The organism is Achromobacter sp. FW305-C-28 (genome assembly GCF_058783235.1).
The window spans coordinates 70,618-83,791 of sequence record NZ_JBYSYL010000011.1 but is presented as its reverse complement, the minus strand read 5'-3'; the positions used below and the strand labels follow the sequence as shown (position 1 = coordinate 83,791).

Below are 13,174 nucleotides of genomic sequence, written 5' to 3'. Positions count from 1 at the left end.
TGCAGCCGCCGGGACGGCTCGTGCGGCGGCACGGCCGCACGCCGTCCGCGCTCAGTCGTCCAGGTGCAGGCCTTTTTCGGCCAGCTTGTCGCGCAGGGCGGAACGCGCGCGCGACAGGCGGCTGCGCACGGTGCCGATCGGCACGGTCAGCAGGGCGGCGGCTTCTTCGTAGGAAATGTCGTCCAGGCCGACCATGAGCAGAATGTCGCGCATGTTCGCCGGCAGTTCGTCCAGCGATTCCTGCAGTAGCGCCATGGTCTGGTTCTGTTCCAGGATGCGGTCGGGGGTCAGGTCATTGGAGGCATGCTCGGCCAGCACGCTGTCGCTGACGAAGTCATGGCGTCGTTCGGGGGCCCGCGACAGGTAGTTGCGCACCAGGTTCAGCGCAATGCCGTACAGCCAGGAAGACAGTTGTGATTCGCCGCGAAAGCTGCGGTATGAGCGTGCGGCTTCGACAAACGCCTGCTGGGCCAGGTCTTCGGCCTCGGTGGTGTTGCCGATGTGCTTGATGATGAAGCGCTGCAGCCGGGTGGAATGTTCCCTCACCAGGTCCCGCAGCAGGTATTCCTCGCCCGTGTCCCAACCCGGCCCGTCGCCGTCAGCGCGAATGGGCCGCAGATCCGCTTCCGGGGAAGCGGTTGTGCAATCGCTGGGGTTGTTCATGGAAGGGGAAAAGAAACGTGTATTAAGCTACAAGTTACTACCGGCATGAGGCGAATTATCGCAGCATAGCGGTGTCACAATATTTCGAAAATGGAAATATTGAGGCAAAAGTAGCTTTTTTTTAGTCAGAAATGTAAAGATAAGTAAACCGCTTCGGCTCGGTTTTTAAGGCTGACAATCGGGGACGCAATGCGGCGAAGGCGGACTCCGTGCCTCGAGGGGGGGCCGGGGGGCGGCGGCGTCCAGGCGCGTCGAATGCCTACGACTTGAGCAGTTCGCGCAGCCAGCCGGCTGCGGTGCCGAGCGCAACCGGGCTTTGGCCCGATTGGGCGGCTTGTTCAAAGCGGGCTTGCATCGCCTGATCCAACGCGCTGCGGCGGGCGGCATCGAGGCTGGCCGGCGCGACGCCGGCATCGGCACAGGCCTGCTGGAAAGCCGGTGCGCCGTGGGCGGCCGACAAGGCGAGCCGCGTCAGGAAATCGACGCCGGAAAGCGCGTCGCGGGATGTCTGCGCCATATCGAGCGCCAACGCGACGGTGCGTGCCGATAGCGGTTTGCCAGGGTTGGGCTCCAGGCCCAGTTCGCGCGACACGGCGCTGGCAATGCCTTGGCCGTAGCTGCGGGCCAGTGCCTGGGCGAACATTTCGGTCGTGTCGACATTGGGCGCGACCCATGCCACGCTGCGGCCGCCGGGCGTGGTGCCCATGCCCAGGACCTGAAGCTTTTCGCCCGCGATGTCGACATAGATGTCTTGACCGCTCTCGGCGGCCTTGGCAAAGGCGTCGAGGGAGACGAATGACGACGAAGGGGTAACCGATGAGATTGTCATGCAGCCAATAAATCCGGCGTGTCCGAAATCCGGCCAGAAAGAGGTCTTAACGGCGGGGTCTGATTGCCCCTGTGATTAAGTAACCCCGATGGCGCTTTAGTTCCATCGCCAGGACACGTACGCGGATTTTAAGCTATTGCGAGCGCGCGGACGGGCGCTGCGAAACAGGGCGTTACCGGCTTCGCAGGCGCAGCCGTGCGTCATTGCGCCTCGTAGACTTCGTCCGCCGCCAGCAGGATATCGACGGGCGGGTCAAAGCCGATGACCCGCGCGGTCTGCAGGTTCAGCGCGATCTTGGCCGGGTCGATCCACACCTGGCTCAGTTCGCGGGCCTTGGCGCCGTTGAAGATGCGGGCCATCGTCTCGGCGTAGAACAGGCCCACGTACGAGTAGTCCGCCTGGGCCAGGCTCAACAGCAGCCCGTGCTTGACCTCTTCCGACCCCAGCATCGAAAAGCTGGGCACGCGCGCCTGGCGCAGGATCTCGGCCACCGTGTCGACCGACGTGGGCGTCACGCCCCGGTGCACCGTCACGTAGGCCGCATCGATCTGCGGCGCCAGCTTGGCATAGCATTCCAGCGCGTTGCGGGTGGCGACTTCGGGGGCGATGCCGTTGGACGGCGCGTTGCACGTCAGCACCTTGAAGCCCTGTTCGCGCGCCACCTGTTCCACCGCATCGACCGCGCTGTAGGTGCGGCCTTCGGGGCTGTCTTCATAGACCAGGCCCAGCCGCTTGAATGGCACGATCTCGTGGAACAGGCGCACCTGGCGCTGGTAGCGTTCGGGCTGCACGCGGGCATGCAGGTTGTCCAGCCCGCTGTCCTGCGCCGACCGGGTGATGCGGGCGCCGACGGCATCGCTGGTCGAGGCCACGATGGTCGGCACCGGCGCGCCCATGCCCGCCATGTCCTGGCCGGCCCAGGTGCCCATGGCGATGATCAGGTCGATGTCCTTCTTGCCTTCCAGCCGCTGCTTGATCGATTCGCGCACGGCCGGGCGCTGGGCGGCGTCGAAATTGCCGGGCTGCCACCAGGCATCGCGCACGAATTCCAGCGTGTCGCTGCGGGTGTTGTCGGCCAGGAATTCCCACATCTGCTTGCCGCTCAAGCCGTCGGGAATGGTGGGCACGGTGATCCAGCCCAGCTTCTGCAGGCCGTCCACGGTCACGCGCAAGGTGCGGGGATATTCGCTGTAGTCGCCGCTTTCGAAATAGCCGATGCGCCATTTCTTGCCATCCGGCCGGGGTACGGGCTTGGTGGGAAACACTTGCGGGGCCGCAGCGGGCGCGGCCGCTGCCGGCGTCCCGGTGGGGACCGCCGATGCGCCAGACGCCGCGGCCTGGGCCAGGCACGCGGCGGGCGCCAGCAGGGCCAGACTCAGCATTAGGGTGGGCAGCGATGTCTTCATGGGCGGCGGATCACGATCAAGGTGATGTCATCGGATTGTTCCGCGCCGTCGGCAAAGGCCTGCACGTCTTCCAACAGACGCTTGGCCAGGCTGGCCGCCGGCACGGGGGGATTGGACAGCACGGCCAGCAGGCGCGGATCGCCATACTGCGCATTCTGCGGATTGACGGCCTCGGTGACGCCGTCGGTATAGCCCACCAGCATTTCGCCGGGCGCCAGCAGCGTCGACAGGCAGCGGTACTCCAGGTCTTCCTGCACGCCGCAGGCGGGGCCGCTGCGGCCCTGCAGCAGCCGCACCACGCCGTCGGCGCCCACCACCGCGGGCGGCAGGTGGCCGGCATTGGCCCACTGCAGGTCGCCCGTGGTCATGTCCAGCACGCCGATCAGCAGCGTGACGAACATCATGTTCGGGTTGTTTTCGGACAGCCGATTGTTGATCTTCTGCATCATCAACGCCGGGTCGGTCTCGTCCTCGGCGGTGGCGCGGATCAGCGTGCGCGTGACCGCCATGAACAACGCGGCCGGCACGCCCTTGTCCGACACGTCGCCGATGGCCAGGCACAGCCTTCCGTCGGGCAGCGTGAAGTAGTCGTACAGGTCGCCGCCCACTTCCTTGGCCGGCAGCATCACGGCGTTCAGGTCGATGCGTTCGCGCGTGATGGCCGACAGCGGCACCGGCAACAGGCCCAGCTGGATCGCGCGGGCGATGTTAAGTTCGCTTTCGAAGCGTTCGCGCGCCGTGGTTTCGCGCATCAGGCGGGCGATGTTCTCGCGCAGCTTGCGGTCCATGAACAGGAACGACGACGCCAGCCGGCCGACCTCGTCCTTGTGCTTGGCCGGCAGCGCCGCGATATGGGCGGGCACGCTGGATTCGGCGGTCAGGTCCTGCTCGGGCAGCAGGCGGGCATAGCGGGTCAGCGTTTCCAGCGGGCGCACGATGCGCGCGGCCACCAGCCAGGCGCAGACCAGCGCCACCAGCATCATGCCCACGAAGATCAGCGCCTGGCGGTTCAGCAGTTCACGGGCCGGGGCGGTCAGGTCGCTCTCGGGCACCACCGCCACCACCGTCCAGCCCAGCGGCGCGAAGCGCGCGCTGTCGATCTGCCAGGGGCCGTCGCCGCCATCGAAGCGCAGGCTTTTCAGCTTGTCGCCATTATCTTGCCGGGCCAGCAGGGCGCGCAGCGTTTCGCCGCTGCCGTCCTTGGCGTCCAACAGGCCGGCGCGCGCCTGCGGCGGAGGCACCACCATGCGGCCGTCGTCGGTGGCGATGAAGATGAAGCCCGATTGGGCCAGCGTCAGTTTCGAGAGCGTGTCGCGCACCGAATTCTCGAGCTGGGTGCGGCGGGTCTCGATCTGCTCGATCACATCCTGGGCGCTGTCCGAAATGGCGAACACCCAGTTCCACGGGCGGAAATAGCCGAAATAGGCGTAGCGCGTTTCGCCATCGCCGCGCTGGGCCGATGGCGGCCAGCGATAGATGGCAAAGCCGTAGCCGGACGTGCGGCTTTCTTCCAGCAGCGCCTGCGCCAGCGGTCGGTTCTTGAAGTCGGACAGCGCCGACAGATCGCGGTCGATCATGTCGGCATTGCCGCTGGCCAGCACCTGGAAGTCGGCGTCGTAGACAAACGCGTAGCGCCGGTCGTCCAGTTTCAGGCGGTTGATCCAGGCGCGGGCCATGCCCTTGGCCGCGCCGGGGGTGATGATGCCGCGCTCGGCCAGGTCGGCGTAGGCGCCCAGCGCCGCCGCCACCACCGTGCCGCTCTGCATCAGCTGGCGCCGGCCGCTGCGCACGGTGGATATCTTGTCCGACAGCAGCGCGCCCCAGCGGGCCTCGGCATCGCGCAGCACCAGCTCCATCACATTGCTGACGGCGTGGCGTTCGCTGTTCATCACCGTGCGCGTGACATTGCGCTGCGTCGTCAGCATCACGAATGCCGCCACCGCCAGGAGCAGCGCTACGACCAGTAGAAAAATCTTGCTACGGAGCGAGCGCAACGACATGGGGGATAGTGGGGGCGGGTGAGGTGATGACGTGAAATAAGATGCAATTTGCATTAATTGTAAATACCATTGGTGCCCGTGTGTAAATACTTTGCGGCGGCGGGGCCCCATGCGTAGCGAACCAATACAAATAGTGCTCGATGGGTTGCGTCGCCGCCCCGTGCTGGAAGTCACATTGGCCTGTCTGGCCGTGCTGCTGCTGGCGCAGGCGCTGATCGGCGCCCTCAGCCTGTCGGCCCTGAACCGGCTGGTGGTGGACACCACCGCCGACCGCGTTGAAGTGGTGGCGCGGCGCGTCGCCGGCAACATCGAAAACGGCTTGCGGTTGGGCAAACCCCTCGAACAGTATTTCGGCCTGCGCGACACGTTGCGCGACGGCGTGGCCGGTTCGCGCGGCGTGCAGGGCGCGACGGTGCTGCTGGCCGATGGTCAATCGCTGGCCGCCCAGGGCGAGCTGCCCGAGGACGCGGCCGAACTGGCCCGCACGCTGGACACGCGCGGCACGCCCGGCGCCGGCCTGGCGCGGCGCGGCTCGGGCGCCATCGTGGCGGTGGCCGACGACCGCGTCACCGTCGCCGTGCCCTTGACCGCGGCGGGCGGCAAGGCGGTGGGCGCGGTGGTGCTGTCGGCCGCCAAGGATGGCGAAGCCAGCCGCCGCCTCATCATCGACAACCTGCAGGTGCTGCTGATCGTCACGGTGCTGGTCGGGTTGGGCCTGGCCGCGGTCTTCAAGTACGTCGTGCCGCTGACCTCGCTGGCTGCCGGCGGCCGTGCCCGCTTCGTGGTGCCGCTGCTGGCGCTGGTGGTGGCGCAGGGCGTGTACGCCGCCTACACCATCCATACCTTTCGCAGCGGCTGGCTTGAGGTCACGCGCAATAACGTAGGGCTGCTGGCCGAAGGCCTGCAACGCGACCTGAACCGCGTGCTGGGCTATGGCTTGGAAGTGGATCGGCTGCGCGGCGTCGATGCGCCATTCTCGCGGCTGGCCGGCACGTTCCCGGCAGTGGCGCAGATCGAACTGGCCGACCTCAACGGCCGCGTGCTGTACGGGGCCGACGCGCGCGGTCCGCTGGATGTCTCGACGCTGCCGCAGACGCGTCCGCAGCCCGACGACCTGACGCTGGTGCTGCCGCTGGGGGCGGCGCTGGCCGACCCCAAGGCGCATGGCGACCTGGTGCTGCGGCTGTCCAGCGACGTGATCGCCGCGGGCGTGCGCAGCCGCGCGCTGGATGCGGTAACGGTGGTGGGCGTGGCGCTGGTGGCCGCCATTGAAATGCTGTTGCTGCTGTCTTTGCTGATGAATCGCGCGTTCGCCGCGCGGGCCACGCTGCCGGATGGGTCGCGCGTGGGGCCCGACGACGAATCCGAAGTGGGCCGCATCGCGCGGCCGGTGATGTTCGGCTTTCTGTTTGCCTGGGCGTTGCCGCTGGGCTTTCTGCCGCTGTACGCACGCAGCTTGTCCGCGGGCGGCCTGGACCTGCCGGCCAACCTGCTGCTGGCCTTGCCGATCTCGGTGGAAATGGGCTGCGGCCTGCTGACCTCGCTGCTGGCGGGCCGCCTGACCGACCGCAAGGGCTGGCAGGTGCCGGTGCTGGCCGGACTGGGCGTGTCCGCCGCCGGCATGCTGGCCTGCGCCGCCGCCACCAATCTGTTGATGTTCAGCGCGGCCCGCGGCCTGGTGGGCCTGGGCTACGGCCTGACCTGGATGGGCTTGCAGGGTTTCATCGTCACGCGCAGCCCGCCGCAGTTCCGCGGCCGCAACATGACCGGCGTGATCGCGGGCCTGTTCGCCGGCCATCTGTCGGGCGCCGCGGTCGGCGCGATGCTGATGGAACAAGTGGGCTTTCGCGCCGTGTTCGCGGTGGGCGCCGTGATGCTGGCCATGCCGCTGGCTGGCGTGCTGGTGCTGATGCGGCCTTACATGGATCGCGGCCGCAAGCTGGCCGCGCAGACGGCGGGGCGCGCTCGCGCGCATTTCTCGGACACCCTGAAGCTGCTGTTCACACGCGATTTCGGCTTGCTGTTGCTGGGCAGCGTGATTCCGTTTTCGATCGCGCAGGTCGGCCTGCTGTCGTTCGCGCTGCCGCTCTACCTGGAAGCCGAAGGCGTGGCCGCGTCCAGCATCGGTCGCGTGCTGATGATCTATGGCCTGTGCGTGATCTACGTCGGCCCGTTGATGGGGCGCGTGGTGGATCGCAGCCGCATCAAGAAAAGCTGGATCGTGCTGGGCGGGCTGGTGGGCAGCATCGGCATGCTGGGCCTGTACTTCAACAGTGGCCTGTTGGCGGCCGCGGCGGCCGTGCTGTTGCTGGCGCTGGCCAGCTGCTTTGCCGGCGCCTCGCAGTCGCCCTACATGCTGGCGTTGCCGGATGTGCAGCGCTACGGCGCGGCCGGCGCCACCAGCGTCATGCGCGCGGCCGACAAGCTGGGCCAGATGGCCGGACCGCTGGTGGTTGGCGCGATGTTCGGCGCCGCCGGCATGGGCGCGGGCCTGGCCGCGACCGGTGTGATCTACCTGTGCGCGACGTTGCTGTTCCTGCTGTTCGCACCGGCCCGGCCGCGCGAAGAGACGGCCTGATCGAAGGAGGGCGCCGCGATGCGTGGGCGCCGCCATTCAGCGCGCCGGACCCGCGCCGGCCTGCGCCACCGGCACCCGGGCCGACAGGCCCGTCAGCAATTGCGCGGCGATGGTGCCCGCGGACGATGCCACTTCTTCCACCGACAGGCCGTCCGCACCCCATAGCGTGACGGGCGCGCCGATGGCCGCTTGCGGCACGGGGCCCAGGTCCACCGCCATCATGTCCATCGACACGCGTCCCAACAGGCGCGTGCGCGTGCCCGCCACCATCACCGGCGTGCCGGTGGGCGCGTGGCGCGGATAGCCGTCCGCATAGCCGCAGGTGACGATGCCTACGTCCATGGATTCGGTCGCCTGGAAGGCGCCGCTGTAACCTACGCCGGCACCGGCCTTGACGCGCTGGATGCCCACCACCTGCGAGTGCAGCGACATGGCGGGCAGCAGGTCCAGGTCAGCCGCGCTGCGGTCGGCGAACGGGCTGGCGCCATACAGTGCCAGTCCGGGCCGCACCCATTGCGTGGCGGCAGCCTGGGCGCCATGACGCAGCACGGCGGCGGAATTGCTGGTGGATACCGGGCCCGGCAGGCCGCGGATCACCTCGCGGAACTGGGCATCGGCCGTGGCGACGCCATCGGCCTCGTCGGCACGGGCGTAATGATTCAGGTGGCCGACTTCACCCACCAGGCCGCGTGCGGCCAGTGCGCCAGCGAATTCGAACGCCGCGCGGTAGTCGTCGGCGCTGAAACCGGTGTGGTGGATATCGCCCGCGAAACGCAGCCACACCCCGGGCCGTTCGGCCGCAGGCGATTGCGCCAGCCATTGCAACTGCGCCGCATGGGTAATGACCAGGTGCAGGCCGGGCGTGTCCAGCAGCAGCGTATCGGCCTGCGAATACAGGCCGCCGTACACCAGCACCGGGCCGCGCCAGCCCAGGCGGCGGCAGTTGCGCGCCTCGTCCAGGTGCAGCACCGCCAGGCCGTCCGCATCGCGCAGTGCGGGCAGCACGCGCGCCAGGCCATGGCCATAGGCGTCGGCCTTCACGGTGGCCCACAGGCGCGGCGCGCCGGCAGCCGGCAGCGCCGCGCGCAGGCGGGCAAGGTTATGGGCCACGGCGCCCGCGTCGACGCGGGCATACAGGGGGCGGGCAAGCAATCCTTCTGGACGATAGGGTGCGTTCACGGGCGGCATCTGGGCGTGGGCTGCGCGCAGGTACGCGCGCAGTCTATGCATGAGTGACAGATCGACCGGTTTTGTTCGGTACTTTCTGTCTATGCACTGCAAGTTGTCGATAGCGCGTATTGATCGGACGCGCCAGGGAAGGTCACGCGGCGCGCATGATGAGCGTCAGGCGGTTTTCGTCGCCCTGGCGCTCGTAGCGCAGGTCGTGCAGATAGTGCTGCATCAGCCGCACGCCGTGGCCGCCGATCTCGGCGTCATCGAGCGTCGCAGCCAAAGGCGGAGGCGGGGTCTGGGTGGGATCGTACGGCCGGCCATTGTCGATTATCTCCAGCGATATCCATTCGCCGTCCTGGCGGCAGGCAAGGCTGACGCGGGCGGGGTCCGGGGCAAGAAGGGGATCGTCGAAGGCGTATGAAACGATGTTCGTCAGCGCTTCGTCCAGGCTCAAGGACAGACCGAAACTCAGCTTGGGCGACCAGGTGTCGCGCTCGGCGATGGCCTCGATCCATTGCATGGCGGAGGCGACAGCGTGGGCGTCGGGAACGAGGTCAAGCGTATCGGGCTGAGAGGGCATGGTCGCCTTGCGTTCAGGGGTACACGTGCAGGTGCAAGTATGCCCGATTGGAGGCGGCAGGCGTAACGGGCAGCGCTGTCCGGCGTATGGAAGATTGCGTTTGGCAGCGCGGGCGCCTCGCGTATCATCTCGGCATCGCGCCGCCACCCGCATGGGCCGGGACCTGGGGCGCCGGTCACTTATCGGGAACCACTATGAATCTCGCAGTCGAGAAAGTTGGAGAAGTGCTGGTTGTCTCGCCCGAAGGCCAGATCAACAGCGGCAATGCCGCAGGCATCGAAGCCGACCTGCTGGCGCAGGTGGAAAAAGGCGAACGCCGCTTCGTGCTGGACATGTCCAACCTGAACTACATCTCCAGCGCAGGCCTGCGCGTGGTGCTGGTGCTGGCCAAGCGCCTGAAGCAAGGTTCGGGCGCGCTGGCGCTGTGCGCCATGCAGCCGCATGTGCGCGAAGTGTTCGACATCAGTGGTTTCCTGGCCATCCTGACCGTGGTCGACACGCGCCAGGAAGCCGTGGCCAAGGTCGCCTGAGCGACCCCTGGCCAGGCTTTACCGGGCTCAGCCCTTGCGGTTTTCGTAGGACGTATCCAGCACGTCGTCTTCGGGCGTGATGATGCCCGGGTCGCCAGGTTCTTCGATGGCGCGGCCGCGTCGCGGCATGCCGGCCACCGTCTCGCTCTGATCGGGCATCGGCAGGATGCCGGTGCCTTTGCGAGGGTCGACGGGCGGGGGGTGTTCGGCCGGCGTGGCGGGCTTGGTGGCGACGGGATCGGGCGTGTTTTTCAACATGGTCTCGGCTCCGGTTGCGGGCGTCCCAGGATGGCGGCGCACCGACAGTCACGTCCCATGTTAGGGCCGCGCGCCCGCCATCAGGGGGCTTTGCGCTGTCACGTTTGCAAGGGGCTGTTGCAGGGCCCGAACCTTATAATGCCGAGCGCCTCGCAGCGCCCGGTTTCCACCCTATTGCCACACCTACCTTGACCGAATCCGTCGAACGCTCCGTGCATGCCGAACTCGTCGCCGTCCTCGTCGCCGTCACCAACGGCGAACCGCGGGTCCTGACGACCGACGACGCACGAGCCTTGCCGGCCGGGCCGTTCGAACTGTCCCACCGGTCCTTGCAGGCGGGCTTGCGCGCCTGGGTCGAAACCCAGACGCATCATCCGCTGGGTTATGTCGAACAGCTCTACACCTTTGCCGACGGCGATCGCTCCGACGAATCGGGCGCGCGCGTCATGTCGGTCAGCTACCTGGGCCTGACACGCGAGGCCGGCGAAACCGGCGTGGCGCAGGTGGGCTGGCAGGACTGGTACCGCTATTTCCCCTGGGAAGACCGGCGCGCGGGCACGCCCGCCCTGGTCGACGCGCAGATCGTGCCGCGCCTGCTGGCCTGGTGCGACGACACGGCCGACGCCGCCACCCGCAACCGCCGACGCCAGCGCGCCGCCATCACGTTCGGGTTGGACGGCGCGGCCTGGAATGAAGACATGGTCTTGCAGCGGTACGAACTGCTGTTCGAGGCTGGCCTGGTGCCTGAAGCCGCCCGCCGCCAACCGGGCGCCGCGGTGGCCGTACTGCCGGGCGAACCCATGCGCCACGACCACCGCCGCATTCTCGCCACCGGCATCGCGCGGCTGCGCGCCAAGATCAAGTACCGCCCGGTGGTGTTCGAACTGATGCCGGCGCAATTCACGCTGCTGCAATTGCAGTTGGCCGTCGAGGCCCTGGCCGGCCGCGGCCTGCACAAGCAGAACTTTCGCCGCCTGATCGAGCAGCAGGCGCTGGTGGAAGAAACCGGCGGCATGGCCACCGGCACGGCGGGCCGGCCCGCCAAGCTGTTTCGCTTTCGCCGCGACGTGCTGCTTGAACGCGCCATTGCGGGCAGCAAACTGCCCTTGTCACGCGGTCTCTGACGCGTCACCCCTCCCGACGCGGTGCCTGTCCGGCATGCTGCGCCGCAGCTTGACAAGCAATATGCTCATCTCTAGCATAAGTGGTGCGCATTCCTTGCGCGCCTTTTTTAACTACTAAATACTCAAAATGAGCATAAAAGGTGTAGTGCCCGCTGCCGCCCGTTTGGCCGTTCCCGCCTTGCCGGATGTGATGCTGGAGCCGCTGGTACGCGCGGCCTTGCTCGAAGATCTGGGCCGCGCCGGCGACCTGACGACCGACGCCATCGTGCCCGCCGACGCCGTGGCCGAGACGCGCCTGGTGGCGCGCCAGGAAGGCGTGCTGGCCGGATTGGATCTGGCGCGCCTGGCGTTTCGCGCCATGGATCCCGCCATCGAATTCATCGTGGCGCAGCGCGATGGCGCCGCGCTCGAACCCGGCATGGAAATCGCGCGCATCCGCGGCAACGCCCGCGCCATGCTGACCGCCGAGCGGGCGGCGCTGAACTTCCTGTGCCACCTGAGCGGCGTGGCGACTGCGACGGCCTCGATCGCCCGCGCCATCGAAGGCCATGGCGCCCGCGTCACCTGCACCCGCAAGACCTTGCCGGGCCTGCGCGCCGTGCAGAAGTACGCGGTACGCGTGGGCGGCGGCAGCAACCATCGCTTTGGCCTGGACGATGCCGTGCTGATCAAGGACAACCACATCGCCCTGGCCGGCGGCGTCGAAGCCGCCGTGCAGCGCGCCCGCGCGGGCGTGGGCCACATGGTCAAGATCGAGCTAGAAGTCGACACGCTGGCCCAGCTGGAAACCGCGTTGGCGCTGGGCGTGGACGTGGTGCTGCTGGACAACATGAGCCTGGACGAACTGCGCCATGCGGTCGCCATGGCGCGCGGCCGCGCCATTACCGAAGCGTCCGGCCGTATCACCCCCGACACCGCCGCCGCGGTAGCCGCCACCGGCGTCGACCAGATCGCCGTGGGCTGGCTGACCCACAGCGCCAAGGTGCTGGACATCGGCCTGGACGCCTGAGCCCGGCCCCGACACGACAGTCAGAAACCATGAAACGCGCGCTGCTTTCCACTTCGCTGCTGCTGACCCTGGCGCTGGGCGCCTGCGGCAACCCGCCGTCCGGCGATACACCGTCCGATGCGTCCTATCCGACCCATCCCGTCACGATCGTGGTGACCTTTCCGCCGGGCGGCGGCACCGATCTGCTGGCGCGCCGCCTGGGCGCCAGCCTGCAAGAGCAGTTCGGCCAGCCCGTGGTGGTGGAAAACCGTCCCGGCGCCAGCGGCAATATCGGCGCGCGCATCGTGGCGGAGTCACCGCCTGACGGCTATACGCTGCTGATGGTCAACAGCTCATTCGCCATCAATCCTGGCGTGTATCGCAACCTGGGTTTCGCACCCAAGCGCGATTTCGCGGCGGTGATCAACGTGGCCTTCGTGCCGTCCGTCTTCGTGGTGCCGGCGGCATCGCCGCTGCACAACCTGGACGATGCCCTGAACGCCGGCCGCGTCGACAAGCCGCTGCCGTTTGCCTCCTGCGGCAACGGCACGCCCCAGCACCTGGCGGGTGAGATGCTGGCGCGCGCCACCGGCGCGTCGTTGCAGCAGGTGCCTTACAAGGGGTGCGGGCCGGCGCTGACCGATGTGATGGCTGGCCAGGTGGGGATGGGTGTCGTCACGGCCTCGAGCGCCGCGCCGCTGATCGCGGCGGGCAAGCTGCGGGCGCTGGCGGTCACCTCGCCGCAGCGGTCGCCGTTATTGCCCGAGGTGCCGACGGTGGCCGAACAGGGGGTGCCGAATTACGCGCTGGACCAGTGGCATGGCCTGCTGGCGCCGGCCGCCACGCCGCCGGCGGTGGTGGCGAAGCTGAACGCGGCGGTCGCCCGGATCGTGCAGCGGCCGGATGTGCAGGCGTCGCTGCGCGAGCAGGGCTTCACGCCGACCATCAGTTCGCCAAGGGCGTTCCAGGACATGATCAATGCGGATATCGACCGCTATACGGCGCTGACCGAGGCGATCGGGTTGCGCGCGGACTGAGAGGGGCG

General features: G+C 67.9%; 12 protein-coding genes. 5 read left to right on the top strand and 7 right to left on the bottom strand.

Annotated elements, in window-relative coordinates; all coding sequences use genetic code 11:
* Positions 1-51: 51 nt before the first annotated feature.
* The 4 genes from AC3WMR_RS24050 to AC3WMR_RS24035 all read right to left on the bottom strand — a co-directional run bounded on the left by AC3WMR_RS24050 (position 52) and on the right by AC3WMR_RS24035 (position 4,898).
* Positions 52-663: an RNA polymerase sigma factor gene (locus AC3WMR_RS24050; RefSeq protein ID WP_492265793.1), complete on the bottom strand. Its 612-nt coding sequence runs from the start codon at positions 661-663 to the stop codon at positions 52-54.
* Positions 664-922: 259 nt separating this feature from the next.
* On the bottom strand, positions 923-1,492 hold the full coding sequence (locus AC3WMR_RS24045) for a BspR family type III secretion system anti-sigma factor (RefSeq protein WP_492265794.1): 570 nt from the start codon (positions 1,490-1,492) through the stop codon (positions 923-925).
* A 200-nt stretch (positions 1,493-1,692) separates the two neighbouring features.
* A complete protein-coding gene (locus AC3WMR_RS24040; RefSeq protein WP_492265795.1) occupies positions 1,693-2,898 on the bottom strand; it encodes an ABC transporter substrate-binding protein in 1,206 nt (401 codons plus the stop codon).
* Complete coding sequence (locus AC3WMR_RS24035; protein ID WP_492265796.1) at positions 2,895-4,898, bottom strand: SpoIIE family protein phosphatase; 2,004 nt, start codon at positions 4,896-4,898, stop codon at positions 2,895-2,897. The genes AC3WMR_RS24040 and AC3WMR_RS24035 overlap by 4 nt, the downstream gene beginning before the upstream one ends.
* A gap of 109 nt (positions 4,899-5,007) precedes the next feature.
* On the opposite strand from AC3WMR_RS24035, the gene AC3WMR_RS24030 reads away from it, so the two are divergent.
* Positions 5,008-7,476, top strand: coding sequence for an MFS transporter (locus AC3WMR_RS24030; protein WP_492265797.1), 2,469 nt, complete (start codon positions 5,008-5,010; stop codon positions 7,474-7,476).
* A gap of 36 nt (positions 7,477-7,512) precedes the next feature.
* Here the strand turns inward: AC3WMR_RS24030 and alr are convergent, their stop codons facing one another.
* Both alr and AC3WMR_RS24020 read right to left on the bottom strand, forming a co-directional pair.
* Entirely contained in the window at positions 7,513-8,664 is a 1,152-nt protein-coding gene (gene alr / locus AC3WMR_RS24025) for an alanine racemase (RefSeq protein ID WP_492265851.1), read from the bottom strand.
* 133 nt (positions 8,665-8,797) lie between these two features.
* Positions 8,798-9,229: an ATP-binding protein gene (locus AC3WMR_RS24020; RefSeq protein WP_492265798.1), complete on the bottom strand. Its 432-nt coding sequence runs from the start codon at positions 9,227-9,229 to the stop codon at positions 8,798-8,800.
* 194 nt (positions 9,230-9,423) lie between these two features.
* Here AC3WMR_RS24020 and AC3WMR_RS24015 point away from each other — a divergent pair, with 194 nt between their 5' ends.
* Positions 9,424-9,759, top strand: coding sequence for an STAS domain-containing protein (locus tag AC3WMR_RS24015; protein ID WP_025137527.1), 336 nt, complete (start codon positions 9,424-9,426; stop codon positions 9,757-9,759).
* 27 nt (positions 9,760-9,786) lie between these two features.
* On the opposite strand, the gene AC3WMR_RS24010 is transcribed toward AC3WMR_RS24015, so the two are convergent.
* Positions 9,787-10,017, bottom strand: a complete 231-nt coding sequence (locus tag AC3WMR_RS24010; protein WP_492265799.1) for a hypothetical protein — start codon at positions 10,015-10,017, stop codon at positions 9,787-9,789.
* A gap of 188 nt (positions 10,018-10,205) precedes the next feature.
* Between AC3WMR_RS24010 and AC3WMR_RS24005 the strand changes: the two genes are divergently transcribed.
* From AC3WMR_RS24005 to AC3WMR_RS23995, 3 genes are all read left to right on the top strand, one after another.
* A complete protein-coding gene (locus tag AC3WMR_RS24005; RefSeq protein ID WP_492265800.1) occupies positions 10,206-11,141 on the top strand; it encodes an NUDIX hydrolase in 936 nt (311 codons plus the stop codon).
* Between the two features lie 127 nt (positions 11,142-11,268).
* Positions 11,269-12,150, top strand: a complete 882-nt coding sequence (nadC, locus tag AC3WMR_RS24000) for a carboxylating nicotinate-nucleotide diphosphorylase (RefSeq protein WP_492265801.1) — start codon at positions 11,269-11,271, stop codon at positions 12,148-12,150.
* 29 nt (positions 12,151-12,179) lie between these two features.
* Complete coding sequence (locus AC3WMR_RS23995) at positions 12,180-13,166, top strand: tripartite tricarboxylate transporter substrate binding protein (RefSeq protein WP_492265802.1); 987 nt, start codon at positions 12,180-12,182, stop codon at positions 13,164-13,166.
* Positions 13,167-13,174: the final 8 nt, after the last annotated feature.

Coding starts and splice junctions, on each gene's coding strand:
- AC3WMR_RS24020 (WP_492265798.1), bottom strand. CDS start 9,229: ATGCCCTCTCAGCCCGATACGCTTGACCTCGTTCCCGACGCCCACGCT.
- AC3WMR_RS23995 (WP_492265802.1), top strand. CDS start 12,180: ATGAAACGCGCGCTGCTTTCCACTTCGCTGCTGCTGACCCTGGCGCTG.
- AC3WMR_RS24015 (WP_025137527.1), top strand. CDS start 9,424: ATGAATCTCGCAGTCGAGAAAGTTGGAGAAGTGCTGGTTGTCTCGCCC.
- AC3WMR_RS24045 (WP_492265794.1), bottom strand. CDS start 1,492: ATGACAATCTCATCGGTTACCCCTTCGTCGTCATTCGTCTCCCTCGAC.
- AC3WMR_RS24050 (WP_492265793.1), bottom strand. CDS start 663: ATGAACAACCCCAGCGATTGCACAACCGCTTCCCCGGAAGCGGATCTG.
- AC3WMR_RS24035 (WP_492265796.1), bottom strand. CDS start 4,898: ATGTCGTTGCGCTCGCTCCGTAGCAAGATTTTTCTACTGGTCGTAGCG.
- AC3WMR_RS24040 (WP_492265795.1), bottom strand. CDS start 2,898: ATGAAGACATCGCTGCCCACCCTAATGCTGAGTCTGGCCCTGCTGGCG.
- AC3WMR_RS24010 (WP_492265799.1), bottom strand. CDS start 10,017: ATGTTGAAAAACACGCCCGATCCCGTCGCCACCAAGCCCGCCACGCCG.
- nadC (WP_492265801.1), top strand. CDS start 11,269: ATGAGCATAAAAGGTGTAGTGCCCGCTGCCGCCCGTTTGGCCGTTCCC.
- AC3WMR_RS24030 (WP_492265797.1), top strand. CDS start 5,008: ATGCGTAGCGAACCAATACAAATAGTGCTCGATGGGTTGCGTCGCCGC.
- alr (WP_492265851.1), bottom strand. CDS start 8,664: ATGCCGCCCGTGAACGCACCCTATCGTCCAGAAGGATTGCTTGCCCGC.